Annotated in this window: 23 protein-coding genes and 1 tRNA gene; 14 read left to right on the forward strand and 10 right to left on the reverse strand. The window is 38.8% G+C overall.

All coding sequences use genetic code 11. The features are described 5' to 3' along the window. Window positions 1-131: 131 nt before the first annotated feature. The 7 genes from JG479_RS07330 to JG479_RS07360 all read left to right on the forward strand — a co-directional run bounded on the left by JG479_RS07330 (window position 132) and on the right by JG479_RS07360 (window position 5,494). Complete coding sequence (locus JG479_RS07330; protein ID WP_200220238.1) at window positions 132-2,093, forward strand: oxidoreductase; 1,962 nt, start codon at window positions 132-134, stop codon at window positions 2,091-2,093. Between the two features lie 93 nt (window positions 2,094-2,186). Next, on the forward strand, window positions 2,187-2,870 hold the full coding sequence (locus tag JG479_RS07335) for an HvfX family Cu-binding RiPP maturation protein (RefSeq protein WP_200220239.1): 684 nt from the start codon (window positions 2,187-2,189) through the stop codon (window positions 2,868-2,870). A gap of 129 nt (window positions 2,871-2,999) precedes the next feature. Continuing rightward, complete coding sequence (locus tag JG479_RS07340; RefSeq protein WP_138489000.1) at window positions 3,000-3,548, forward strand: NAD(P)H nitroreductase; 549 nt, start codon at window positions 3,000-3,002, stop codon at window positions 3,546-3,548. A gap of 203 nt (window positions 3,549-3,751) precedes the next feature. After that, window positions 3,752-4,129, forward strand: coding sequence for a hypothetical protein (locus JG479_RS07345; RefSeq protein WP_024596649.1), 378 nt, complete (start codon window positions 3,752-3,754; stop codon window positions 4,127-4,129). A 144-nt stretch (window positions 4,130-4,273) separates the two neighbouring features. Next, a tRNA-Ser gene (locus JG479_RS07350) sits at window positions 4,274-4,364 on the forward strand. A 53-nt stretch (window positions 4,365-4,417) separates the two neighbouring features. Then, a complete protein-coding gene (locus tag JG479_RS07355; protein WP_200220240.1) occupies window positions 4,418-4,804 on the forward strand; it encodes a hypothetical protein in 387 nt (128 codons plus the stop codon). A gap of 69 nt (window positions 4,805-4,873) precedes the next feature. Further along, a complete protein-coding gene (locus tag JG479_RS07360) occupies window positions 4,874-5,494 on the forward strand; it encodes an FKBP-type peptidyl-prolyl cis-trans isomerase (protein ID WP_002962890.1) in 621 nt (206 codons plus the stop codon). A gap of 628 nt (window positions 5,495-6,122) precedes the next feature. Here JG479_RS07360 and JG479_RS07365 read toward each other — a convergent pair. Both JG479_RS07365 and JG479_RS07370 read right to left on the reverse strand, forming a co-directional pair. After that, entirely contained in the window at window positions 6,123-8,492 is a 2,370-nt protein-coding gene (locus JG479_RS07365) for a TonB-dependent receptor (protein ID WP_149602764.1), read from the reverse strand. Window positions 8,493-8,706: 214 nt separating this feature from the next. Next, window positions 8,707-9,096: a YkgJ family cysteine cluster protein gene (locus JG479_RS07370; RefSeq protein ID WP_149602763.1), complete on the reverse strand. Its 390-nt coding sequence runs from the start codon at window positions 9,094-9,096 to the stop codon at window positions 8,707-8,709. Between the two features lie 280 nt (window positions 9,097-9,376). Here JG479_RS07370 and JG479_RS07375 point away from each other — a divergent pair, with 280 nt between their 5' ends. Together JG479_RS07375 and JG479_RS07380 are read left to right on the forward strand one after the other, a co-directional pair. Further along, entirely contained in the window at window positions 9,377-9,556 is a 180-nt protein-coding gene (locus tag JG479_RS07375; protein WP_002961145.1) for a hypothetical protein, read from the forward strand. 199 nt (window positions 9,557-9,755) lie between these two features. Continuing rightward, window positions 9,756-10,184, forward strand: coding sequence for a hypothetical protein (locus tag JG479_RS07380; protein WP_002961147.1), 429 nt, complete (start codon window positions 9,756-9,758; stop codon window positions 10,182-10,184). Between the two features lie 138 nt (window positions 10,185-10,322). Here JG479_RS07380 and JG479_RS07385 read toward each other — a convergent pair whose 3' ends face one another. The 3 genes from JG479_RS07385 to JG479_RS07395 all read right to left on the reverse strand — a co-directional run bounded on the left by JG479_RS07385 (window position 10,323) and on the right by JG479_RS07395 (window position 12,270). After that, a complete protein-coding gene (locus tag JG479_RS07385) occupies window positions 10,323-11,312 on the reverse strand; it encodes an alpha/beta fold hydrolase (RefSeq protein WP_200220241.1) in 990 nt (329 codons plus the stop codon). A gap of 146 nt (window positions 11,313-11,458) precedes the next feature. Further along, window positions 11,459-11,806, reverse strand: coding sequence for a hypothetical protein (locus JG479_RS07390; protein ID WP_149602761.1), 348 nt, complete (start codon window positions 11,804-11,806; stop codon window positions 11,459-11,461). 53 nt (window positions 11,807-11,859) lie between these two features. Next, window positions 11,860-12,270, reverse strand: coding sequence for a hypothetical protein (locus JG479_RS07395; RefSeq protein WP_193226363.1), 411 nt, complete (start codon window positions 12,268-12,270; stop codon window positions 11,860-11,862). A 292-nt stretch (window positions 12,271-12,562) separates the two neighbouring features. On the opposite strand from JG479_RS07395, the gene JG479_RS07400 reads away from it, so the two are divergent. Together JG479_RS07400 and JG479_RS07405 are read left to right on the forward strand one after the other, a co-directional pair. Continuing rightward, complete coding sequence (locus JG479_RS07400) at window positions 12,563-13,036, forward strand: hypothetical protein (RefSeq protein WP_200220242.1); 474 nt, start codon at window positions 12,563-12,565, stop codon at window positions 13,034-13,036. A gap of 27 nt (window positions 13,037-13,063) precedes the next feature. Then, complete coding sequence (locus JG479_RS07405; protein WP_200220243.1) at window positions 13,064-13,651, forward strand: DUF1287 domain-containing protein; 588 nt, start codon at window positions 13,064-13,066, stop codon at window positions 13,649-13,651. Window positions 13,652-13,686: 35 nt separating this feature from the next. Here the strand turns inward: JG479_RS07405 and yfaE are convergent, their stop codons facing one another. The 5 genes from yfaE to ubiG form a co-directional block, all read right to left on the reverse strand. Beyond that, window positions 13,687-13,959 (reverse strand): class I ribonucleotide reductase maintenance protein YfaE, encoded by a 273-nt coding sequence (gene yfaE / locus JG479_RS07410; protein ID WP_039489790.1) that lies wholly within the window; start codon window positions 13,957-13,959, stop codon window positions 13,687-13,689. Continuing rightward, entirely contained in the window at window positions 13,959-15,089 is a 1,131-nt protein-coding gene (gene nrdB, locus JG479_RS07415) for a class Ia ribonucleoside-diphosphate reductase subunit beta (RefSeq protein ID WP_002961159.1), read from the reverse strand. The genes yfaE and nrdB overlap by 1 nt, the downstream gene beginning before the upstream one ends. A 65-nt stretch (window positions 15,090-15,154) precedes the next feature. Beyond that, window positions 15,155-17,437: a class 1a ribonucleoside-diphosphate reductase subunit alpha gene (nrdA, locus tag JG479_RS07420; protein ID WP_002961160.1), complete on the reverse strand. Its 2,283-nt coding sequence runs from the start codon at window positions 17,435-17,437 to the stop codon at window positions 15,155-15,157. Between the two features lie 408 nt (window positions 17,438-17,845). After that, window positions 17,846-18,526 (reverse strand): HAD family hydrolase, encoded by a 681-nt coding sequence (locus tag JG479_RS07425; protein ID WP_002961161.1) that lies wholly within the window; start codon window positions 18,524-18,526, stop codon window positions 17,846-17,848. After that, on the reverse strand, window positions 18,526-19,236 hold the full coding sequence (ubiG, locus tag JG479_RS07430; protein ID WP_002961162.1) for a bifunctional 2-polyprenyl-6-hydroxyphenol methylase/3-demethylubiquinol 3-O-methyltransferase UbiG: 711 nt from the start codon (window positions 19,234-19,236) through the stop codon (window positions 18,526-18,528). The genes JG479_RS07425 and ubiG overlap by 1 nt, the downstream gene beginning before the upstream one ends. 176 nt (window positions 19,237-19,412) lie before the next feature. Here ubiG and gyrA point away from each other — a divergent pair, with 176 nt between their 5' ends. From gyrA to aroA, 3 genes are all read left to right on the forward strand, one after another. Next, window positions 19,413-22,112, forward strand: coding sequence for a DNA topoisomerase (ATP-hydrolyzing) subunit A (gyrA, locus tag JG479_RS07435; protein ID WP_002961163.1), 2,700 nt, complete (start codon window positions 19,413-19,415; stop codon window positions 22,110-22,112). A 158-nt stretch (window positions 22,113-22,270) separates the two neighbouring features. After that, window positions 22,271-23,353, forward strand: a complete 1,083-nt coding sequence (serC, locus tag JG479_RS07440; RefSeq protein WP_033021486.1) for a 3-phosphoserine/phosphohydroxythreonine transaminase — start codon at window positions 22,271-22,273, stop codon at window positions 23,351-23,353. Beyond that, complete coding sequence (gene aroA, locus JG479_RS07445) at window positions 23,353-24,630, forward strand: 3-phosphoshikimate 1-carboxyvinyltransferase (protein ID WP_039489784.1); 1,278 nt, start codon at window positions 23,353-23,355, stop codon at window positions 24,628-24,630. Before serC ends, aroA begins: the two co-directional genes overlap by 1 nt. Window positions 24,631-24,632 lie beyond the last annotated feature (2 nt).

The following is a 24,632-nucleotide window of genomic DNA, read 5'->3' on the forward strand; positions in this document are numbered from 1 at the left end:
GTTTATGAACCTATATAAACGTAAGTTTTTACTGCTATTTTTAATTAAATGCATGCACATATTGCTTATTACTTGCCATTAAAGCAGAATTAGCTAATGTATACAGGTTAGACCAGTTAACGGGGCACAAGATGTTAGAACAACAATTACAACTAAAACACACACAATTACGTAACCGCTTGGTTATGGGCTCAATGCATACAGGTCTTGAAGAGGGCTGGCATAACCGCAAACGCTTACGCGCATTTTATGAAGCACGTGCAAAAGGTGGCACCGCGATGTTAATTACAGGCGGATACAGCCCTAATTTACGTGGCAAGTTAACACCTATTTCTTCCTCATTTAATAGTTATTACGATGTGTTTAAGCATCGCGCTTACACAGATGCTGTGCATAAACACGGTGGAAAAATTTGTTTGCAATTATTACATGCTGGACGTTATGCATACCATCCTTTCAATCAAGCACCAAGTGCAATAAAAGCACCTATTAATCCTTATAAACCTAAAGCGATGTCGCTTGGCTCGATAAAAAAAACAATTAAAGACTTTGCGCATTCTGCCTATATGGCTGAAAAAGCCGGCTACGATGGCGTAGAAGTCATGGGTTCTGAAGGGTATTTGATTAATGAGTTTATGGCGCCTCATACCAATAAACGCGATGATGAGTTTGGTGGCAGCTTAGAAAATAGAATGCGACTTGCACTTGAAATAATTAAAGCTGTAAGAGCAAAAGTATCTGAAAAATTCTTAATTATTTTTAGATTGTCGGTCATTGATTTGATTCCAAACGGTTCAACACCAGAGGAAGTTGTTATTCAGGCTACCGAACTTGAAAAAGCGGGTGTTGATATATTTAACACTGGCATTGGTTGGCACGAAGCGCGTGTACCGACTATTGCGAGTATGGTGCCACCGGGTGCATTTAAAGAAGCATCAAAGCGTTTAAAAGACGTAGTTAATGTCCCTGTGATTGCTGTTAACCGAATTAATACTCCAGAAATTGCTAACGATATTTTAAATGCAGGCGAGGCTGATTTAATTTCGATGGCACGTCCGTTATTGGCTGATCCTGAGTTTTTTAATAAGTATGTAAACAATCAATCTAAACAAATTAATATTTGTATTGGCTGTAACCAGGGTTGTCTAGATCACGTATTTAAAAATAAACGTGCTACGTGTTTAGTTAATCCACAAGCTGCATTTGAGCTAGATTACCCGCTAGAGCAAGCAGCCAAAGCTAAAAATGTATTAGTTGTCGGTGCAGGTCCTGCTGGTTTATCAGCAAGTTGTTACTTGGCTCAAAAAGGGCATAACGTCACGTTAATTGATCAAAAATCGCAAATGGGCGGCCAATTTAATTTAGCCATGCAGATACCGGGTAAAGAAGACTTTAACCATACACTTACTTACTTCACAAATGAGCTCGAGCGATTAAAAGTAACTGTGGAGCTTAGTAAAGCTTACGACGATTCAATGCTTAAAAATTATGATGATATTGTTTTTGCAACAGGCGTTAGGCCGCGTGAAGCCTCTATTAAATGTAGTGATGATAAGCGTGTGTTTGCTTATGACGAAGTCATACGCGGCGAAGTAGAATTGGGCAAATCAATCGCTATTTTAGGTGCTGGCGGTATTGGTTTTGATATGGTTGCTTTTTTAAGTGAACATAAATCACAATCTATTAGCGAGTTTAAAACGCAATGGGGGATTGAGTGTGATGCACAACCTCATAAAGACGAGCGCCAATTGTATATGTTAAAACGCAGTTCGGGTCGTTTTGGTAGTGAGCTTGGTAAAACCACTGGTTGGATACATCGCCAAGTTGCTAAACAGCATGGCGTTAAACAAATTGCTGATTGCCAATATCAAAGTTTTGATAAAAATGGGTTAACAATTAATGTTGCTGGAGAAGTACAAGTGCTGCCGGTAGATACTGTTATTGCCTGTATTGGTCAGGTTTCTAATAGCGAAGTGCTAGAAGGTTACACAGATAACGCAAAAGTGCATGTGATAGGCGGAGCTAAACTGGCTGCTGCAATTGATGCTAAACGCGCTATTTTTGAAGCCCTACAAGTGGCGAGAAGTATTTAACCTTTGTAAATAAATTGAAATAGTTTATCAATTTATACGGTCTTTGTTGTTTATAGTCTATAACTTAATAAACATTGAACACACAGGATACGCATGAATAAACTAATCAGTTTTTATAACACAATATTGGGTAAACTATCGTTTTTAGATGGTTTACCTGCTTTACTATTTCGCTTAATCTTAGCTCCCGTTATGATCATCGCAGGTTATAACAAACTTGCTATAAGCACTGAAACAGAAGGCTTTCTAAGTAACTTTTTAGCGTCGCCTGATGTCGTTCAATGGTTTGGTAATAGTGAATGGGGTTTAGGCTTACCGTTTCCTGACTTACTAGCTTTTTTAGCTGGTTGGAGTGAGTTTTTAGGAGGTTGGTTGTTATTATTTGGCCTTTTAACTCGCTTAGTCAGTATCCCGCTTATGTTCACAATGGTTGTAGCGGCTACTTCAGTACATTGGCATAACGGGTGGTTTGCAATAGCGCCGACTAATCCAGAAACAAGTGCTGCGCAAGTACTTGATTGGTTATCTATACCTGGTGCAAAAGAAAGCCTCGAAAACTCACTAGAAGTACAAGACAGGATAGGGAAAATTCGAGGCTTAGTTGAAGAGCATGGCTTTCCTGATTACCTATACGAAAAAGGTAAACCATCTATTTTAAATAATGGCATAGAATTTTCGGCAATTTATTTTGCTATGCTCCTAAGTTTATTTTTTATGGGCGGTGGGCGTTTTGTTAGTTTTGATTACTGGTTAAAGCGAAACGTTATAAAAAAATAGCGCATTAAATGTATTTTATTAACGGCTGCATAGTTGACCCTTTGCGGCCGTTTTGCATTTTAATTTCTCGGTATTTATTATTTAAGGTTTTAAATGTTACTCTATCGTTTTGAATTTTGAGGAATCGTTATGAACGCTATCGAGCTTTTACTTACTCGCCAATCAGACTCTAAACTAACAGAGCCGGGTCCTACGCCTGAGCAGCTCGACATAATTAAGCAAGCAGCATTACGTGTTCCTGATCATGGCTGTATAGCACCGTGGCAGTTCATCATTGCTCAAGGTGATGCACGCAATAAACTGGGTGAAATTTACCATCAAAGTGCAGTGGCAGAGCAACAGACAGAAAAAGTAATTAACCGTGCTAAAGAGCTTCCCCTTCGTGCGCCTATGATTGTAATAGCAATTGCTAAATATCAAGAACACCCAAAAGTTCCTCGTATCGAGCAAGTACAAAGTGCAGGCTGTAGTGTATTAGCAATGCAACAAGCTGCATTTGCTCAAGGTTTAGGTGGTGTTTGGCGCACAGGTTACTTTGCACAAAGTAGAGCAGTCAAAAAAGCGCTTAACTTACATGAGCAAGATGAAATAGTAGGGTACTTATACATTGGTACTCCTCAAGTCGAGTGTAAAAAGTCACCTCGCCATAAACCAGAACATTATTTTAGTAATTTGTGAAATAGTATGAACTTTATGCAATTTGCATAGTCATAATTCATTAAGGTTACCAAGAGTAATATAAAAAAGTTAGTGGTTTGGCTGTGAGAAGCGCTTGGAAGCACAAAAGTTAATAATTCTTCTTCAGTTTGTTTTTTAATCGGTTGTTTTTTGATACATTACGGAAAGTCTTAATAAAAATAACGATAAAGAAGACGAAAACAATGGGAAATTTATTTTTACAGGAAAAAGAAAACTGGCTTGCGTGGTCAATTTGGGGAATCGTTGGTGCTTTTGTAACCTTGTATGTTGCAATGAGTACAAATGCAGCGCATTTTATAGCAGGCTCTGCAATAGGTATGCTAATACTGTTAACTTTGTGGATGCAACAGTCTAAACGTTTTGACTTTGGACGGGCATTTAAAGTGTGTTGTTATGTTTTAGCGCTAAGTGTACTCCCCGCTTTTATGTTTGTAATAGTGCCAAGTGATGATTTAAATCGGTTTGACTTAATATTTCAAAGTGTAACATTCGCGGCATTGAGTTTATTGGCTTGTTTGATTTGTTCTTGGATTGCTCGCAGGCCCAAACAATATTACTGAGTATTGAATTAATAAGCGTGTTGAAGTAAATAGCGTAACAAAAGAGCAATGTGACTTGTTTTTAATCGTTTAATTATTATTTACGATTAATTTATATTTAGCTCTTTACAAGTAACACGTTTAACCATATTATTCGCGCCGTACGGAGAGATGGCAGAGTGGTCGAATGCACCGGTCTTGAAAACCGGCATGGGTTTATAGCCCATCTAGGGTTCAAATCCCTATCTCTCCACCATTATTTAAAAAAACCGCCTTATAGGCGGTTTTTTGCTTTGTGGAGTTTAATTAATGACTAAAGCAACGAACCTATCAACCTCACAGCAATTAATAAAACATCTTTTATTATGGGTGGTATTTGGTTACTGCTATCAAAGTGCTATTAGCTTGTTGGCAAAAATGGCGGTCGACGCACAACCAGAATATCCATTAATTACCGCTTTTGCTTATGGTCTTGGTTTTAATATTTTGGCTGCCCATCTTATTACTAAATATGATAAACATTGGCCAGTAATTGGCTCTGCTTTTATTGGTTTAGTAGGCTTAGTTGCAGTGCCATTTTTATTGTCTGGTGAATCTGGATTATTAGCTATTCCTTTACTTGTTGGAATTTTATCCACTTTACCGCTTTGTAGTTATATTGTTGGCCTAATTAAGCTAAAACTCAGCAAAAACTAGCCCCAAACGGGGTTTATTTTGTGATAGCATATACGTGTCTTTTAACTAACAAAACGTGAAAAACACATTATGTCAGATAATTTTACTACAGATGCTGAAAAAGCAAGTTACGGTATTGGCTTACAAATGGGTGAGCAACTTAAGTCTAATCCTTTTGAAGGCTTAAACCTAAATTCAGTATTTGAAGGCATGAAAGATGCGTACGCTGGTAGCGCATTTCAAGTTGAGATCCCTGAGATTCAAGCTGCATTCGAAAAGATTAACGAAGAGATCCAAGCTCGTCGTGAAGAAGAATCTAAAGTACTTTCTGCAGAAGGTATTGCATTCTTAGAAGAAAACGCAAAACGTCCTGAAATCACAGTAACTGAGTCTGGTCTTCAATATGAAGTACTAGCGACTGGCGAAGGCGAAAAGCCAACAGCTGAGTCTACAGTACGTGTTGATTACCACGGTACACTAATTAACGGTACTGTGTTTGATAGCTCATACGAGCGCGGTCAACCAGCTGAATTTCCAGTTGGTGGCGTGATCAAAGGCTGGACTGAAGCATTACAAATGATGCCTGTAGGTACTAAATGGCGTATCTACGTTCCTCATGAGCTTGCTTATGGTGAACGTGGCGCAGGTGCTGCAATCGCACCTTTCTCAACGCTTGTATTTGATGTTGAACTACACGAAATCATTTCTTAATTTAAATAAATTTTAAAATTAAGAGTTTAAAAAGCCGTATTCAATCTGAATACGGCTTTTTTGTGTCTGTAATCTAAGTGTTTTATACCAATTCGATTAGGGTCTGTTGATCTTTCAAGGTTAAATTTGCACCAGTCTGTTTGGTATTTAGGCAAGGCAGAGCCTATGTAGTGTGGTTATTCCCCATAAATGGGCGATAACGTAGCATTAATGCCAAACAGGCGCTGCCCAAAGGGTTCTTTCTAGGGGCTATTTACTCTTTGTTGCTCGGTTTTTACTTAGCCCACTAGGTTACAAACCTCGCGCCGCGATTAAATAGCCCCCTAGTTTGAACAAATTTTAATCCGCAAAGATCAACAGACCCTAATTAAGTGATCTATTTTGCGCTAAGAAAATAGTGTTGATAACAAGGCAAAAGCTTTTTTAACTAATTGTTATCACTAATTGCTCCTGCATTGCTCTACCTTTTGCATCCATGCAGTCGTATTTCATAATTTTTTACGCAGTTAGCGCAAAGTTTAATCCCTTGAATTGATCAAGTATTATTGCCGAACGATATTATATATTCTAAAAATAAAAAAACCGCATTAATAAAATGCGGTTTATAAACTAAAACTACTTTTAATTATTAAAAATAGCCACGAACACCAAAGCGGAAGTTTCTGCCAGGTAGTGGTGCTTTATCTTTAATAAATGAGCTATGTACAAAACCTAACTCATCAGTAATGTTATCAACGTTTATATACAGCTGTGCATCGACACTGCCTAAACCTAATTGGTAATTAGCTTGTGCATCAAATAACGTATAGCCATCAGTTTGAGTTTCAAAGGCAGTTACATCGTTTTGATCAAAGTAATGAGTACCCGTTAATGTTAGTTGTAAGTCACCTAAATCGTACTGTAACTCAGAGCCTAATTTATTAGCAGGGATACGTGGTAAATTACCTTCGTCGTCTTTTAGTTTTGCACGAGTTGAGTCACCAAATACTTTAACCATAGCGCTTGGTGTTACTTGGTAATGCGCGTCAAACTCAATTCCATAAAGCTCTGCGTCTTTACTTGTAAACTGATAAACCGCAACAGCATCGTCATGTGCACCAATAGCTGATTCTAAACCATCTTCTTCATCGTAAACTAAACCCGTATTTTCTTGAAAATAAAAGTTTTTGATATCGTTATAGAAAAAGTTAACGGTGTAGCCAAAATCACCGCTAAAGCGTCTAAAGCTTAAATCTAAGTTTGTTGAAGTTTCCTGCTTGATATTTTCTGGCTCAAAATGCGCTTCATTATCTTCAATATTGTAACCAAGGCCTAGCTCGTACGTGCCAGTTGCAATGTGTAAACCGTTAGATAAAAGTTCTGCCGAAAGCGGTGCTCGTTCTGAATGAGAAATACTCGTAGCGATACTATGACCCGGCTTGTATTGCCAAATGGCACCAGCAGAGGCACTTAAATTGGTAAAACTTTCATTATACCCAATGGTTTCTTCGTCGCTGTGATCTATTTCTACTTCATCGTGGCTATGCTCGTGTGCCGTGATTTGGCTTTCAATTTTGTAATCTTCAACACGTGCGCCAAGTTCAATTGTAACGTCGCCAAATTCACGCTCTTCTAGTAAATATAATGCGTTAGTTGTAGTTACACTTGCGGGTGTAAAGGCTTCTTCACCAATTGCATCGTAGTCAGAATCGCTGTAGTGATAGCCCATCATTCCGTGCCAATCAGCAAACTTATGCTCTACATTTAAACGTGCTTCAGTCGTTTTATTTTTAAAAGTAGTACCAATTTCGCCATCTTCAATTTCGCTGTGCGAGTAATCTGTGTAGCCAACACGTAGGTTGATGGTTTCAATCCAGTTATTATGAAGGGCGTAACTTACAAGCCCTTGCCAACGATCTTGCTCTAAATGTGCGTAAACCGGCTCTTCAGCTGCTTCGTCTTCATGTTCTGCATGCTCTTCTTCAGTTTCACCTTCGTGATCGTGATGATGCTCATGCCCAGGAATACCGTAATCGGTATCAATACTACCGTACGAAAAACCAATCGTTAAATGATCGCCAACATAGCTGGTACCAAAGTTAAGTGTTTCGCTATCAATAAATGTGTTTTCTACAGAATTCTCTGTTTCTACATCGCCATCATCGTCGGCAATAGTAAAGGTAGGTGTTTGGTAATCATCGCCACTGCGCTTAGTGCCATCAAAATGAAAGTTAAAGCCTTCATTACCTGTTTCAAGTTTTGCAGCTACTGTGTTTGAGTTTGACACTGTATCGTGGCTGTATTCAGCAGCACCCGTAAGCTCGTCGATATTGTCTGTAGGGATGCGGTTATCAACCACGTTAACAACACCGCCAATTGCACCAGAGCCATAAAGTAGGGTACTTGGGCCACGTAATACTTCAATTTGTTCTGCTGCTAGGCTGTCGCTTGATGTTGCGTGGTCTGGGCCAATGCGTGATGCATCGCTGGCATCTAATCCGTTTTGTGTGATTTTAACGCGAGGGCCATCTAAACCACGAATAATTGGGCTTGATGATACAGGGCCAAAGTAACTTGCATTTACGCCTGGTAAACCTTTTAGAGTTTCACCAAGAGTTGGTTTTGATTTATTTCTTAATTCATCACCTGAGAGCACGCTTACTGGCGATATCATCTCGAGGCTATTTTTATGAAGTGCAGAGGCATAAACAACCACTGTCTCAACCGATGTTGGTTTAAGTGACACAGACAGATTATTTGAAGATTCGCTAACAGCAATACGAGAGTCTACGTAGTTGTCTTTACTAATATGTAATTGGCTATTTGCATCGATTTCTATAGCAAATTCGCCTAAATCATTACTTTTAACGCTTTGGTTTTTACCATGCACATGAATTGAGGCATTTTTAATTGGTTGATTTTTATCATCCATTACTTTACCAGTAACAGTGGCAGCCAAAGCTGATTGAGAACATAAAACAGAAAAAATAGCAGAGGAGATTAATGTTAACTTTGTCATGGATATATTGGTTCGCGGTTATTATGTTGTGATATAATATAACACCGCAAAGTCAGTGAATCAACAATGTTATAGTATAACTTTGTGTTTTGCGATGAATGATCTAAAAATGACGATTAAACCAATTTTATAAAATTATAATAATAGGTATGTTAATAGAAATACCTATTTATTTAAGTGCGAGACTCATAGCGCTGCAGGTTTATCTAGGTATTTAAGAGCGGCTATCTATCATTATCAAATCTAGTTTATGCTGCGCTCTTGTCTGGTTTGTTATATCTATAGATTCAATCATTTCGCATTCGTCGCGGATCATCTCTGAAATAAGGCTAGGGTAGTGGCGACAGTCTTCTGGACGGTCAAGGTAAATACTGCAGGTATACATATTTTTAGCGAGAGGCTCCTTTTTAGGCGCAATTTCTAAAAATGGGCACACTTGAAGTCTTAAGCCTGTTTTTGGGTCAAACCAAATTTCGTTGTTTTTAACGTACTCATAAATTTCGGGGTTAAAGAGCTCCCATAAATCTATTTCTTCTTTCGTTGCGCTTAAGTCGCCGCCACCATATTTAATACAGCATTTACCACACTGGTTACACTCTTTCATAATTTGCTAATTTAGTTGGCTGTTAACACATTTAAGTTAGCTATTAGTGTAGCACCAAATTTATTATTAACGCTCTACTGAATTGCCCCATTGTTTGCTTTTTGGGTGTGTAAAAAAGTTAGATACAATAACTTAAGTTAAAACCCCTTGTTACATTTTATATAGTACAGGCTTTATTTAATGCTTTACTCTAAGGTGGCGAAAAATATTATGAAACCTGCTTGGGCAGCTGTGTAGTTATTAAATGTTGCTGAGCGGGATACCTAAGTAGGATGTAATTATGAAAGAAGCTGTTACTAAGTTAAAAACAGAATTTAATGCAAAGTTATTATATTGGAACAACCTCAAAAGTAGTAAAGCCAAAGCGGCAATCATCTTATTATTTATAGTTGTCATTGCACTTAAAGTGTTTACGACTATCTTTACGTTGGATTGGGTTGCAAGTTTATTCAGTGTGTGAGGTTACTAAGAGTAATTGCGATAAAGTTTAATTACAGTGTGTTTAACGCCTACGCGATGTTCATTATTAATGTATTATTACGATATACACCAAATTAAATAAATCAGTTGTTTAAATACATTTTATAATGACTGTAATGATACATTTTAGCTAAATTGAGTCAGTAAATTAGTTTAGCTGCACTAAAGGATAACCAGTGATGATGAATACAAAAATATATAAAGCGGTACATGACCTAGCAGAAGATTTAATGGCGGCGGCTAACAAAAATAACCGAGAAAAATTTGAATCTTTATTTGCTCAATTAAAAGCGATTTGTATTGAAAACGAAAACACTTCAAAAGATCACCCAGTACAATGGGAAACTTTAGCTGATTTTACCGAAGAGCTAGAAGAGGCAATCACGACTTATGAAAAAGCATTAGAAAAGTCTGTTGCGATTAATAACAAAGATCACATGTCATCAGTTTCTTTTTCAATGGCTACACTGCAGCTAGAACTTGGTCAAAAAGACGAGGCTATTAAAAATCTTCAAAATGCTAAGGTTAGTGCTAATAAAATAGAAGACAAAGAGCTTAAAGCTGAAATACACGATCTACTAGAATCACTTATTGAAGAAGAAGGTTAAATACTTAAAATTTACTAGCTCAGACTTGATCTGACAGTTACCCATATTAAATACTATTTCTTTGGATTTAGCTTAAGTTAATACAATTTAATGAAACGCTGATGGTTTATACCCTCAGCGTTTTTTTATTTCCGCTATTTATAGCTTATCCATAAAGTTCACAATGTACTTTGCAATCTCAACTGGTTTTTCTTCAACACTAAAGTGTCCTGAATCGAGTAAATGTATTTCAGCGTTCGGTACATCTTTCAAATATGCTTTAGCGCCTGCGGCTATAAACGCAGGGTCGTTTTTGCCCCATACAATTAATGTTGCTGGTTGGTACTTGCGTAAATAAGCTTGCCATTTAGGGTAGTCGAGAAGGTTATTGTAGTAATCTTGTAGCAATTGTACTTGAATTACTCTATCGGATTTAGTTTGTAAAAAGTGAAGATCGTGCGTCCAGCTATCAGGGCTCATTACTTCTGGGTTACTTTGTACGTCTCGTAAATATTGCTTATTAATAATGGCTTTATTAGACGTGAACGAATAAATTTTATCACTCTGCGCTTGTGATTTGTCCTCATTCGCGGCTTTAAAAAACGCTTGCCTCGGTAGGGTTAACCCCTCTAAATACGCATTACCATTTTGTACAATAAGTGCATCAAGTTTATTTGGGTTATTTAACAACATTCTAAAGCCCACAGGAGCTCCAAAGTCTTGTATATAAAGGCTGTAGCGCTTTACTTTAAGTGTTGTTAGTAACACTTCAACGTATTGAGCTAGTAATTCAAAAGTATATTTTTGAGTTTCTGGGTTTGGGCGTGCGCTATAACCAGAGCCTAAATAATCAGGTGCAATCACATGATAACGACCTGATAAGAGTGGGATCAATTCTCGGTAGCTGTGTGAAGACGACGGATACCCATGTAAAAGTACAATGGTTTGCTTATGCTGCGCGCCAGCTTCTCGGTAAAATATCTTTTTACCGTTTACATTTGCATATTTGTAAGTGGTTTTTGAAGGCCATACAGCATCAGCGGCATATACTTGAGCGGTAAACGTAGATATTGAAACTAATAAAAACACAATAAATGAGACGATGTGAGCAGGTTTTACTTTAAGGCTTTTTTGTATATCTAGGGGCATAGGTAAACTCGTTATTTTTGGTAATGACGCTTTATTAATTTACTAGACCTGTTATTTACACATTTATATTCAGATAATAACGTTGTAGTTTCACAGCAAAGAAGTGTACAGCAGGACTTACAAGATACTGATGAGCCAACAGTGGGCTAGGGCGTTAGCTCTTTATTGGCCGCTTTTTTGTATTTGAAATAGCTTATTAAATAAACGGCTATTGGAATCGTTGGGCTTAAAAAGATGTGAGGATGAAAATAGATACCACGTTCGTCATATGAAAACACATATAACACGACCGCAAATGTTGAAGGTAAAGGGAAGATGATTGCACCGTGCCCAACAGCAGCAAATAGTGTCCACGAGAAAACACTAGACCAAAGCACAGCTCTGATGTAAGCACCTTTATTAGTTGCTTTAGCCTTTTTAGCATAATTACGTGAAACAAAATAAGATATTACCGTTGGAAACAAAGTTAAAATGATACTTAGCAGTATAAGCATAGTGATTCAATTCCTTTTGATATTATTTGCACAACCCAGTTTTTCACAATGTGTTAATTGGTTTGAGTTGATACCGTTTTTAAAGCAGCAATTTGCTTAATTTCATCAGCTGTTAATGCTTGATATAACCTAGGATAGGGCCAACCATAGCCCCATCTGAAAGTCGATGGTATATAAGGACTGCCACCAAATCGAACTCCAACAAGCATAAGGTTCGCTATACTCGTTTCGCCGGCTTCAATAACACACTGTTGCAAGGCTTTATCTGCTTCTAAACGTTGCCAATAAGTGCCACCTTGCCAGTAGGCGTAGTCGTGCGCTTTACAACATGCAAGCCACAACTTTTTATCCTTTGTGGTGCCATCCGGAAAAGCACTACAGCCATCTGATGTGAACGGTTTTATATTTTCAGCATTTACTGTATTACTTAATATGACCAGTAAGACAATGGGACTGAAACGCATTATTTTCATACGAAAGAGTATATTAGTAAAATTATACATGATTTTAAGTGTTACTATTTTAGTTACAAATAATAACACTTTAAAAAGTATAAAAAAGGTTTTTACTGTTTATAGACCGGTTATGCTTATATGATAATTTTGATTAAGCGCTTTTTGTTTAGTTTTTAATGCGTTCTATTTTCTTAGCTAGTTGCGAGGTGTTAATAGTAAAAGTGCTAGTTAAAAAATTTACTACAATATTAGATTAAGGTTTACACATGGTGTGTTGCATTTGTACTTTAGGAGATAAGCTTTGCTAGAACAAATAGAAAGTTGGATTGACGCTACAAATTTAAAATACAATAGTCAAAAAGTGTGTTGTGATAAATTCAGCAATGAATTTGATGGGTTTTATCCTACCGAGTTTTTAAAAAACGCGTATTACGTTGTTGTAGACCAAATACCAAAGCCAGACTTTGCGGGTCTGCGAGAAATGGGCCTAGGTGATTTTGTCGATATGGACGCGGCGGGTATAACGTATAAAAATACCTATTATCTACTTCCTGAGGTTGCAAAAGATTTGAGGGTTCATTTTCATGAGCTTGTGCATGTAGCGCAGTGGCTTAAACTTGGTCCAGACGCGTTTATGATGCGTTACATTAGCGAAATCCAACATGTAGGATACAACGACGCTCCGCTTGAAAAAATGGCATATGCGCTGGATACGCAATTTGCAAGTAAAGGCAATAAAATAGACGTTCTTAGGCACGTAGCCCAAACGCTGTAACTCAATTTTAGGTTTAAAGGAGTTTATATGTACAGAATTATTGGGTGTCTACTTACTTTAGCGTGTATAAATAGTAATGCAGCATCGTTTGAAGAAGATATTGTTTCAGCTCTGCTTGAGCGTACAACTCATGATGTGACTTACGACGGCGCTTATCGCTCTATTGGCTACCCTGGTGGGGATGTACCTAAAAATATAGGTGTGTGCACCGATGTAATAATTAGAAGTTATAGAAAGTTAGGTGTTGATTTACAGAAACTCGTGCATGAAGACATGCAAAAAAACTTTGCGCTGTATCCATCTAAACGTATTTGGGGCTTAACTAAGCCTGATAAAAATATAGATCATCGACGTGTTCCAAATTTACAAGCTTACTTTGAGCGCCATGCAAACGTATTGAGTAAATCCAACAAAGTGAGTGATTATAAAACCGGCGATATAGTAACGTGGATGTTACCAGGTAATTTACCTCATATAGGTATGGTGATTAATGAGTTATCTCAAGATACGGGTAACCCACTTATTGTGCATAATATAGGGCGTGGTCCGCACAAAAGCGATATGCTTTTTGATTATAAAATTACCGGACATTACCGGTTCGTTCCACACTATTGATAAGTTTAATAAACGATAGATGTAAGTATTGATTTTTATTTCAGATCAATACTTACATTGCCATTGGGTTTACAGCAGCACAACAGTATTTCGCCTTCGCGTACAAACGCAAGTGGCTCTTCGTTATACTCAACACTGCCTGACACTAAAGTTGCTCTACAAGCGCCGCAATAACCTTCACGGCATTGGAATGCGACGTCTATTTTCATGGATTCTAAGCAGTGTAGAAGAGAAGGGCAGCCAGCGATAAATTCTATACACTGGCTGTTTTCTGCAAGCGTTATGCTTGCAGTAGACTTGTCACTCATTATAAATCAAAATCACCAAATTCTGATGCATCAACTTGAGAGTCAATTTGACCAACAAGGTATGAGCTTATTTCTGCTTCTTGTGGTGCTACTTGCACGTTATCAGACACTAACCACGAGTTTATCCACGGGATAGGGTTACTGTTGTTTTCAAACTGTGCTGGCAAACCAATCGCAGTCATACGTGCATTGGTAATGTATTCAACGTACTGACATAAAATATGTTTATTTAAGCCAATCATCGAACCATCTTTAAATAAGTATTCGGCCCACTCTTTTTCTTGCTCTGCAGCATCAACAAACATTTTAATTGCTTCGTCGCGGCACTGGGCAGCAACAATCGCCATTTCTGGGTCGTCCTTACCGTCTTGCATGATGTTTAAAATATGCTGAGTACCAGAAAGGTGAAGTGCTTCATCGCGTGCAATTAGCTTGATGATTTTAGCGTTACCTTCCATTAGCTCGCGCTCAGCAAATGCAAACGAACATGCAAAGCTTACGTAAAAGCGAATCGCTTCAAGAATATTTACCGACATCATAGCCAGGTAAAGTTTCTTTTTAAGCTCAAATAAATTAATGATAACTGTTTTACCGTTAATCTCGTGTTTGCCTTCACCGTATAAGTTGTAAAGCGATACAGAGTTAATTAAGTCATCGTAGTATTTAGTTACGGCATCAGCACGTTCGCTAATTTTATCGTTGCTAACAATGTCATCAAAAATAAGCTCAGGTGCTTGTGTTACGTTACGGATAATATGCGTGTATGAGCGGCTGTGAATTGTTTCACTGAACGCCCACGTTTCTATCCATGTTTCAAGCTCTGGTAGCGATACAATTGGAAGTAGAGCCACGTTTGGCGAACGACCTTGTACACTATCAAGCAGTGTTTGGTATTTTAAGTTGCTTAAAAATATATGCTTTTCGTGATCTGGTAATGCTTGAAAGTCTAAACGGTCTTTACTTACATCTACTTCCTCAGGACGCCAAAAGAAAGACAGTTGCTTTTCAATTAACTTTTCAAAAATTGGGTATTTTTGTTGGTCGTAACGAGATACGTTTACAGTTTGGCCAAAAAACATTGGCTCTTGCATTTGGTTATTATGGTTTCGGCTAAAAGTAGTATAAGACATGTTTATCACTCAAAAAACTATCAGAAAAAGCGGGCTAAATGCCCGCTTAAAATAAAAATCAGCAGTTAAATTTTACACGCGCCGCCTTCACAATCGTCATCTTCCACTTCTGGAGCATCTTCTTGTGAATCTGAGGCGCCATCGCGAGTATTGTGGTAATACAAGGTTTTAACACCTAGTTTGTACGCGCTTAGTAAGTCTTTTAACAAGACTTGCATAGGTACTTTACCGCCTTCGAACTTGTTTGGATCATAATTTGTATTTGCAGAAATTGTTTGGTCAACAAATTTTTGCATTATGCCAACAAGCTGTAAATAACCATCGTTTGATGGAATGTCCCATAGTAGCTCGTACTGATCTTTTAAACGCTCATACTCAGGAACAACTTGTTTTAAAATACCGTCTTTACTTGCTTTAACGCTAATATGCCCACGTGGTGGCTCAATACCGTTAGTTGCGTTAGAGATTTGCGACGATGTTTCTGATGGCATTAACGCACTTAGTGTTGAGTTACGCATACCGTGCTCTTTAATACTTGCACGTAGTGTATCCCAATCAAGATGAAGTGGCTCATCACAAATTTTATCTAAATCACGTTTATACGTATCTGTTGGCATAATACCTTGTGAATACGTTGTCTCGTTAAACTTAGGACATGCGCCACGCTCTTTAGCAAGCTCGTTTGATGCTTTCATTAAGTAATATTGAATAGCTTCAAAGGTTTTATGTGTTAATGCATTAGCACTGCCATCAGAATAACGCTTACCGTTTTTAGCTAGGTAGTATGCGTAGTTAATTACGCCTATTCCTAGTGTACGACGACCCATAGTTGCATTTTTAGCAGCCGGTACAGGGTAGTCTTGGAAATCAAGTAAGTTATCAAGTGCGCGTACTGCAAGTTCAGCTAGCTCTTCAAGCTCATCAAGTGACTCTATTGCACCTAGGTTAAACGCAGAAAGTGTACAAAGGGCAATTTCGCCTTCTTCGTCATTCACGTTATTAAGTGGCTTAGTTGGCAATGCAATTTCTAAACATAAGTTAGATTGGCGAATTGGCGCAACTTTAGAAATAAATGGGCTGTGTGTATTACAGTGATCCACATTTTGTAAATAAATACGACCAGTACTTGCACGCTCTTGCGCAAACATAGAGAAAAGCTCAATGGCTTTAATGCGTTTTTTACGAATAGATTCGTCTTGTTCATATTTAACGTAAAGTGCGTCAAACTCAGCTTGGTCTTCAAAAAATGCATCATAAAGGCCAGGTACATCTGATGGGCTAAATAATGTAATGTAATCATCTTTAATTAAACGAGAGTACATTAATTTATTAAACTGTACGCCGTAATCTAGGTGACGAACGCGGTTGTCATCTACACCACGGTTATTTTTAAGTACAAGTAGGTTCTCTACTTCTAAATGCCAAAGCGGGTAGAATAATGTTGCTGCGCCGCCACGTACACCACCTTGTGAACAACTTTTAACCGCTGTTTGAAAGTGCTTATAAAAAGGGATACAACCTGTGTGATACGCTTCGCCGTTACGAATATGGCTACCTAGCGCACGTATTCTACCTGCATTAATACCAATTCCCGCACGTTGTGAAACGTATTTAACAATAGCTGACGACGTTGCATTGATTGAATCAAGGCTGTCGCCACATTCAATCAATACACACGAGCTAAACTGGCGAGTAGGCGTACGTACACCCGACATAATTGGCGTTGGTAGAGATATTTTAAATAAAGATACTGCATCGTAAAAACGTTTAATGTAATCAGTACGTGTTTCACGTGGGTAATCTGAAAATAAGCTTGCCGCAACTAAAATATATAAAAACTGTGCACTTTCGTATATTTCACCCGATACACGGTTTTGAACGAGATACTTACCTTCAAGTTGCTTTACAGCAGCGTAGCTAAAGTTAAGATCGCGAGAATGATCAAGGTATGCATCAAGCTCATCTAACTCTTGCTCTGTGTAATCTACTAGTAAATGAGCATCGTAGCGTTTATCGCCAACCATTTTTGTTACGTGGTCAAATAAACGTGGTGGCTCAAATTGACCGTACGCTTTTTTACGTAAATGGAATACAGCTAAACGTGCAGCTAAGTATTGGTAATCAGGCGATTCTTTTGAAATCTGATCCGCTGCTGCTTTAATGATGGTTTCGTGAATGTCTTTAGTACGAATACCGTCGTAAAACTGAATGTGCGACTTTAATTCAACTTGCGAAACCGAAACGTTGTTTAAACCTTCGGCGGCCCACTCAATAACGCGATGGATCTTATCCAGATCAAGAGGCTCTTTACGCCCGTCACGTTTGCTTACAGATAACTGTTGGTTCATTTGCCTGTATTCCTTGGGAATTATGTATTTTGACCAATGCTTTATACCTCGCCGGGGCAAGGTATATACTCATTTATTATAAGTTTCGCCATATTTGCGAATTTAATTGAATAACATTTGGCCACAATATCTGGTGTTGTTCAATTTAGAGATCACAAGATAGTGTGGTCTGAGTTGTTTTGCAAGGGACATAATTGCCCCTATTTGTGGATAACTTCGGGATAACGTATTTGTGTTAGTAGACACTCACCTTCGAACAATCATTTAAGTTGAAATATGCAAAAATCAACTAATGATCTGCTAAATTTACGCATTTTAAAAATAAATTTTGACTGCTTTTTTTATCAGCAAGCTTTGCGTAAAAACTAACACAATCACAATATATAGTGTTTATTAATTAACATGGCACTATATATGGTTAAAACCATCAATTGGGCTTTGCCAGTTAAAATCAGCATTCCAGCTGTTGGCTTCATCAATACTTGGTATGTAGCCCCAAAGTGCCGTTGCTGTGCGCATACCTGCGGCTTTGCCTGCTTGTATGTCTCGCTGTGCATCACCAATGTACAAACAGCGTTTTGGTTGCACTCCCATAAGCTTTGCACAGTATAGCAGCGGTAAAGGGGATGGCTTAGCTTCAGCTAAGGTGTCGCCACTTATTACTACACTAGCATTTTTCAATGCGGGAATTGCTGCCACTAAAGGATCAGTTAAAAACCCCGGTTTGTTAGTCATGATCCCCCATTTGATCTTTTTCTGATCAAGGGCAATAAGCAACGATTCAACACCGCTGAAGCAATGCGTGTGATTTGCTATGTTTGCAGCGTATTCGTCAACTAATTGCTTAATAAGTTCGCTTTGAGGTTGTGTGTCCCATAACTCTTTAAAACCAGTCTCTAATAATGCGCCTGCGCCGTTAGATGCCGCAGGGCGGTATACATCACTACTAACAGGCTCTATTTTATTATTAATGAGAACTGCATTTAAAGCCGCACCTAAATCATCAGCGGTGTCGAGTAGAGTGCCGTCTAGATCAAATAAAAATGCATCGTACTCAATAAGGGAGAGGGGGGCTTGAGAGTTAGCCATTAAGCTAACTTCTCAAAGTACAGTATGTAATTTACGCTAACGTCACTATTGAGCGTATATTGCTTTGATAGTGGATTATAAGAAAGGCCTGTACTTGCACGAACTTTTAAACCCGCTTGCTCTGCCCATGCAATAAGCTGCGCAGGTTTTATAAACTTTTTATGGTCGTGTGTACCTTCAGGGACCATTTTTAAAAGCTTTTCAGCGCCAACAATGGCGTATAAATATGCCTTAGGTGTTTTGTTTAGGGTTGAAAAAAACACGTCTGCGCCTGGTTTGGCAAGTGCAGCTACGGCATGAATGATAGATGCTGGGTCGGGAACGTGCTCAAGCATTTCCATACAGGTTATTACATCAAAGCGCTCTGGGTGTTGCGATGCAAACTCTTCTGCTGGCACTTTTATGTAATCTACATTTACGCCAGTTTCTAAACTGTGCAACTTAGCAACAGTTAAAGGCTCTTGCCCCATGTCGATGCCAGTTACTTTTGCGCCCATGCGCGCCATGCTTTGGCTTAAAATACCGCCACCACAGCCAACATCGAGTGTTTCTTTATCGAATAAGCCTTGCGTTTTGTTTGCTATAAAGTCTAAACGTAACGGGTTAATTTCGTGAAGAGGTTTGAATTCTCCGTCTAGGTCCCACCAACGCTCGGCGATGGCTTCAAATTTTGCTATTTCTGCGTGATCTACATTTTGATGTTCGGTCATAAAATACTTCCTCGTCAATCTGAGGCCATTATATAGGGCTAAATTGATAAATCGCAAAGTTTTGCGCCTGTAAATTAAAATTAATTGTGATAGCATGGCTGTTAGAAATAATAACAATACTCTTAATACCCAATACCGGGTTGTTGAGAGCTGATACTGAAGGAATGTGATATCAAATGACTGATCTCGCCAATGAAATTCTGCCAGTCAATATTGAAGACGAGTTAAAAAACTCCTACTTAGATTACGCAATGAGCGTAATTGTAGGACGTGCATTACCAGACGTACGTGACGGCTTAAAACCTGTTCATCGCCGCGTTTTGTTTGCAATGAACGAGCTTAGTAATGACTGGAACAAGCCTTACAAAAAATCGGCCCGTGTGGTCGGTGACGTAATCGGTAAATACCACCCACACGGCGACAGTGCAGTTTATGACACGATAGTTCGTATGGCTCAGCCATTCTCACTGCGTTATATGCTAGTAGATGGCCAAGGTAACTTCGGTTCGGTTGATGGTGATTCAGCAGCGGCAATGCGTTATACAGAAGTACGTATGGCTAAAATGTCGCATGAGTTATTAGCCGATCTTGAAAAAGAAACGGTTGATTTCGTTCCTAACTACGATGGCACTGAGTTCATCCCTGATGTTTTACCAACGAAAGTTCCTAATTTATTAGTGAATGGTTCATCAGGTATTGCAGTAGGTATGGCTACAAATATACCACCACATAACTTAACTGAAGTTGTAAATGGTTGTTTGGCACTTATTCAAAATCCAGATTTAACTATTTTAGAGTTAATGGATTATATCCCTGGTCCTGATTTCCCAACGGCTGCAATTATCAACGGTAAGAAGGGTATTGAACAAGCCTACTTAACTGGCCGTGGTAAAGTGTACATGCGTGCACGCGCCGACATCGAAACCGATGAAAAAACAGGCCGTGAAACAATCATCGTTCACGAAATTCCTTATCAAGTTAATAAAGCTCGTTTAATTGAAAAAATTGCTGAGCTGGTTAAAGATAAGAAAATTGAAGGTATTAGTGCGCTACGTGATGAATCAGATAAAGACGGTATGCGTATCGTTATTGAAATTAAACGTGGTGACGTAGGCGAAGTTATTTTAAACAACTTGTATTCACAAACTCAGTTACAAACTGTGTTTGGTATGAATATGGTTGCGCTAATTAATAACCAACCTAAATGTTTCAATTTAAAAGAAATGTTAGAAGAGTTTATTATTCACCGTCGTGAAGTAGTAACTCGTCGTACAGTATTTGATTTACGTAAAGCCCGTGACCGTGCACACACGCTTGAAGGCTTAGCGATTGCGCTTGCAAACATTGACCCAATTATTGAACTTATTCGTAAATCCCCTACACCTGCTGAAGCTAAAATTGCTTTAACAGCGCGTCCGTGGGAATTAGGTAATGTACAAGGTATGCTTGAAAAAGCAGGTGAAGACAATGTTGCTCGTCCAGATTGGTTAGCAAGCGAACTTGGTATTCGCGATGGTCAATATTATATCTCTGAGCAACAAGCTCAAGCAATTCTTGATTTGCGTTTACATAAGCTAACAGGCCTTGAACACGAAAAAATCCTGACCGAATACCAAGCGTTATTAGAACTAATTGCTGAACTACTTTATATTTTGGCAACTCCTGAGCGTTTAATGGAAGTTATACGTGACGAGCTAGTTGAAATTAAAGAGCAATATGGTGATGAGCGTCGCACTGAAATTAATGCAGCTGCTCACGATATCAGCCTTGAAGACTTAATTACTGAAGAAAACGTAGTAGTAACGCTTTCTCACGAAGGTTATGTGAAGTATCAGGCATTGTCTGATTACGAAGCACAGCGTCGTGGTGGTAAAGGTAAGTCAGCAACGAAGATGAAAGATGAAGATTTCATCGAGCGTCTATTAGTTGCAAATACACACGATACTATATTGTGTTTCTCTACGGCCGGTCGTTTATATTGGCTTAAAGTGTATCAGTTACCACTAGCGAGTCGTGCAGCGCGCGGTAAGCCAATTGTTAACTTGTTACCACTTGAAGCTGATGAACGTATTACTGCTATATTGCCAGTACGCGAGTACGCAGAAGATAAATACATCTTTATGGCAACAGCATTTGGTACAGTTAAGAAAACACCATTAACGGCTTACAGTCGTCAACGTGCAAGCGGTATTATTGCTGTTAACTTAAATGATGGCGATAGCCTGATTGGGGTTGATATTACCGATGGTAGCAACGAAATTATGTTGTTCACTGATGCAGGTAAAGTTGTACGCTTTAAAGAAGCTGAAGAAACAACAGTTGTTGATGAAAACGGTAACCCAGTATTAGACGAAGAAGGTAACCCTGAGATTCGTTTCAAAGGTGTTCGCCCAATGGGTCGTACTGCTACAGGTGTTCGTGGTATTAAAATGGCCGATGATCAACGCGTAGTATCGTTAATTGTACCAAAAACTGACGGTGCTATTTTAACGGTAACTGAAAATGGTTACGGTAAGCGTACACAACTAGAAGATTACCCATCTAAGAGCCGTGCAACACAGGGTGTTGTATCTATCAAGGTGAGTGAGCGTAACGGTGCTGTTGTTGGTGCTGTACAAGTTGATGATAACGACGAAATTATGATTATTTCAAATCGTGGTACCTTAGTACGTACTCGCGTTAATGAAGTTTCTACGGTTGGACGTAACACCCAAGGTGTTATTTTGATCAGAACTATTGACGAAGAGCAAGTAGTTGGTTTACAACGTATAGAAGAGATTGAAGTTACAGAAAGTGACTTGATTGATATTGAAGACGTTGAAACTGTAGATACGGTTATTGATGAAGTAGCGGATGATAATCCTCCTTCAGAATAATTGATATTGAAAAAGCGGCCTTGGCCGCTTTTTTTAATGTTGTTGAAAAAAATTAATAGGGTGTGAAGTTATATTCACTCACTAAAATTCAAAGGTTTAGTGGGTGGGTATTGAGCGTTCATGCTTAGTAGTTAAATTACTGGAATGAGGCAAAGGTAATGAGTAAATATAATTTTTGTGCGGGGCCAGCTATGCTTCCGCAAGCGGTTATGAAAAAAGCACAAAAAGAGTTTCTAGATTGGCAAGATTTAGGTGTGTCTGTGATGGAAATAAGCCATCGTAGCAAAGAGTTTTTAGCCCTTACAGCTAAATGTGAAGCCAGCCTTCGTCGTCTAATGAATATCAGTGATGAATTTGAAGTGCTGTTTATGCATGGCGGTGGTCGTGGTCAGTTTAGTGCTGTGCCATTAAATTTACACCAAGAAGGCAAAGTTGCGGTTTATTGCGAAAACGGCGTGTGGTCAAAAAGTGCAACAGACGAGGCCAACAAGTTTACTCAAGCAACCTCTATTGATGTGCGTAATGATGACAATGGCGAGTTTTCTATTAAACAGGTTGCTGATTGGGTGTTACCAGAAGATGCATCTTACATTCACTATTGCCCTAACGAAACGGTTGACGGCTTAGAAATTTTTGATGTACCAAGCCACCCAACTGCACCGATCGTTGCTGATATGTCGTCAACTATTTTATCACGCGAGATAGACGTTAATAAATTTGATTTAATTTACGCTGGTGCGCAAAAAAATATCGGCCCGTCGGGCATATCAATCGTTATTGTTCGTAAAACATTACTTGAGCGTGAAGGCTTACCTAAGCCAGGCATTTTAGATTACGCATTAGAAGCAAAACAAGGCAGCATGTTTAACACGCCTCCTACATTTGCTTGGTATTTAGCTGCTGAAGTATTTCAATGGCTTGAAAGTAATGGTGGCGTAAAAGCGATGGAAGTTCAAAATATTGCTAAAGCGCAGCTACTTTATGACTTTATTGATGAATCGAGCTTTTATACCAATAAAGTAGCTAAACATTGCCGTTCACGTATGAATGTTCCGTTTTGGCTTAATGATGAAAGCTTAAATGATAAGTTTGTTGCTCAGTCTAAAGATGCAGGGTTACTTGCTCTTGAAGGCCACAGAATTGTGGGCGGTATGCGCGCAAGTATTTATAACGCAATGCCTATTGAAGGTGTTCAAGCACTTGTAGACTTTATGGCTGCTTTTGCAAAGGAGCACAGCTAATGGAGCAGCTTCGTTTAGAACCTATTTCTAGAGTAAATGGCACAGTAACCCTACCAGGTTCAAAGAGTCTATCGAACAGAATTTTATTATTAGCAGCACTTGCAAGCGGTACTACCGTTGTAGAAAACTTACTTGATAGTGACGATATACGCCATATGCTGGGCGCCTTAAAGTTATTAGGTGTAAATGTAACTTTAAATGATGAACGCACTGTAGCCACCGTAGAGGGTGTTAGTGGTGTGTTTAATACACCGACTGAGCCATTGTTTTTAGGTAATGCGGGTACTGCTTATAGACCTTTAACGGCAGTACTTGCTGCCGTTGCTGGTGAGTACGAGCTAATAGGCGAGCCACGTATGGAAGAGCGCCCAATAGGGCACTTGGTTGACGCGCTGCAAGCATTGGGTGGTGATGTTACTTATACAAAGCACAAAGACTACCCACCACTTAAAATTGTGGGTGGCCAAATAAAAGGCGGTGAAGTTGAAATTGACGGCAGTATTTCAAGTCAATTTTTAACCGCTCTATTAATGGCAGCGCCATTATTTAACGGTGATACAACAATAACTATTAAAGGTACTTTAGTCTCTAAACCTTATATTGATATTACACTTGATGTAATGGCACGTTTTGGGGTTAATGTTGAGCACAGTGATTATGCAACTTTTAAAGTTAAAGGTGGTCAACAATATCAATCATTAGATCGCATAATGGTTGAAGGCGATGCATCTTCTGCTTCTTACTTTGTTGCTGCGGCTGCAATTGCAGGCGGTGAGATTGAAATTAAGGGCGTTGGCGCTAAATCGGTTCAAGGTGATATAGGCTTTGCCAAAGTAATGGAGCAAGTAGGCGCAAAAATTGATTGGTATGATGAACGTTTAGTTGTTCGCAAAGGCGAATTAAAAGGCGTGGATATTGACGCCAATGCAATTCCTGATGCAGCCATGACTCTTGCAACTGTTGCTCTTTTTGCCAAAGGCCCAACAGCCATTCGTAACATTTATAACTGGCGAGTAAAAGAGACAGACCGTTTATATGCAATGGCAACTGAGCTTCGTAAAGTAGGCGCACAGGTTGTAGAAGGTGAAGATTTTATAGAGATCACCCCACCTGAAACATTTAATGATGTTGCTGTTGATACTTACGACGATCACCGTATAGCCATGTGTTTTGCAATGGTTGCCGTTGGTGGAAAGCCAATAACAATTAATGATCCAAAGTGTACCTATAAAACATTTCCTACATTTTTCAATGTTTTAGCGTCAGTCAGTGAATAAGC

The organism is Pseudoalteromonas sp. LC2018020214 (assembly GCF_016598755.1).
Lineage (GTDB): Bacteria > Pseudomonadota > Gammaproteobacteria > Enterobacterales > Alteromonadaceae > Pseudoalteromonas > Pseudoalteromonas distincta.

Coding starts and splice junctions, on each gene's coding strand:
- JG479_RS07425 (WP_002961161.1), bottom strand. CDS start 18,526: ATGGCTAACTCTCAAGCCCCCCTCTCCCTTATTGAGTACGATGCATTT.
- yfaE (WP_039489790.1), bottom strand. CDS start 13,959: ATGAGTGACAAGTCTACTGCAAGCATAACGCTTGCAGAAAACAGCCAG.
- nrdB (WP_002961159.1), bottom strand. CDS start 15,089: ATGTCTTATACTACTTTTAGCCGAAACCATAATAACCAAATGCAAGAG.
- serC (WP_033021486.1), top strand. CDS start 22,271: ATGAGTAAATATAATTTTTGTGCGGGGCCAGCTATGCTTCCGCAAGCG.
- JG479_RS07375 (WP_002961145.1), top strand. CDS start 9,377: ATGAAAGAAGCTGTTACTAAGTTAAAAACAGAATTTAATGCAAAGTTA.
- nrdA (WP_002961160.1), bottom strand. CDS start 17,437: ATGAACCAACAGTTATCTGTAAGCAAACGTGACGGGCGTAAAGAGCCT.
- JG479_RS07335 (WP_200220239.1), top strand. CDS start 2,187: ATGAATAAACTAATCAGTTTTTATAACACAATATTGGGTAAACTATCG.
- JG479_RS07340 (WP_138489000.1), top strand. CDS start 3,000: ATGAACGCTATCGAGCTTTTACTTACTCGCCAATCAGACTCTAAACTA.
- JG479_RS07395 (WP_193226363.1), bottom strand. CDS start 12,270: ATGCGTTTCAGTCCCATTGTCTTACTGGTCATATTAAGTAATACAGTA.
- JG479_RS07330 (WP_200220238.1), top strand. CDS start 132: ATGTTAGAACAACAATTACAACTAAAACACACACAATTACGTAACCGC.
- JG479_RS07390 (WP_149602761.1), bottom strand. CDS start 11,806: ATGCTTATACTGCTAAGTATCATTTTAACTTTGTTTCCAACGGTAATA.
- JG479_RS07380 (WP_002961147.1), top strand. CDS start 9,756: ATGATGAATACAAAAATATATAAAGCGGTACATGACCTAGCAGAAGAT.
- JG479_RS07405 (WP_200220243.1), top strand. CDS start 13,064: ATGTACAGAATTATTGGGTGTCTACTTACTTTAGCGTGTATAAATAGT.
- aroA (WP_039489784.1), top strand. CDS start 23,353: ATGGAGCAGCTTCGTTTAGAACCTATTTCTAGAGTAAATGGCACAGTA.
- ubiG (WP_002961162.1), bottom strand. CDS start 19,236: ATGACCGAACATCAAAATGTAGATCACGCAGAAATAGCAAAATTTGAA.
- JG479_RS07360 (WP_002962890.1), top strand. CDS start 4,874: ATGTCAGATAATTTTACTACAGATGCTGAAAAAGCAAGTTACGGTATT.
- JG479_RS07370 (WP_149602763.1), bottom strand. CDS start 9,096: ATGAAAGAGTGTAACCAGTGTGGTAAATGCTGTATTAAATATGGTGGC.
- JG479_RS07355 (WP_200220240.1), top strand. CDS start 4,418: ATGACTAAAGCAACGAACCTATCAACCTCACAGCAATTAATAAAACAT.
- JG479_RS07365 (WP_149602764.1), bottom strand. CDS start 8,492: ATGACAAAGTTAACATTAATCTCCTCTGCTATTTTTTCTGTTTTATGT.
- gyrA (WP_002961163.1), top strand. CDS start 19,413: ATGACTGATCTCGCCAATGAAATTCTGCCAGTCAATATTGAAGACGAG.
- JG479_RS07345 (WP_024596649.1), top strand. CDS start 3,752: ATGGGAAATTTATTTTTACAGGAAAAAGAAAACTGGCTTGCGTGGTCA.
- JG479_RS07385 (WP_200220241.1), bottom strand. CDS start 11,312: ATGCCCCTAGATATACAAAAAAGCCTTAAAGTAAAACCTGCTCACATC.